Origin of the sequence: Chitinophaga sp. GbtcB8, assembly GCF_019091455.1 — a bacterium.
GTDB lineage: Bacteria > Bacteroidota > Bacteroidia > Chitinophagales > Chitinophagaceae > Chitinophaga.
The window spans coordinates 1-302 of sequence record NZ_JAGXJN010000122.1 but is presented as its reverse complement, the minus strand read 5'-3'; the positions used below and the strand labels follow the sequence as shown (position 1 = coordinate 302).

The following is a 302-nucleotide window of genomic DNA, read 5'->3' as shown; positions in this document are numbered from 1 at the left end:
CTGAAGCTGTATCGCTGTTCACAATAACATCTATATAGGTTTTGGAGCTCCCGGGATCTGCGCCATGATCATAGGCTACCATAATGCGGGCAATGGTTTTGCCATTTAGCCAGGTGCCTATGTTACACAAAATGCGCTGCCAGGTATTTACCGTACCGTGCCCTGCGCCCGGGTGCATGGGAGTACCGTTTTGGTCAGTAGCGCCAATGTCGCGCAGGGTAGTTCCGTCTGTCATAATAAGGACTACGCACACATAACGGGAAAGGTTATTGGTAGGAAAGGTGCGGAAGCTCAGCTTTGTG

General features: G+C 50.7%; 1 pseudogene. It reads right to left on the bottom strand.

Annotation, left to right across the window (positions count from 1 at the left end):
* Positions 1-302: pseudogene (locus KVT36_RS31635) on the bottom strand (xylosidase); the annotation flags it as partial.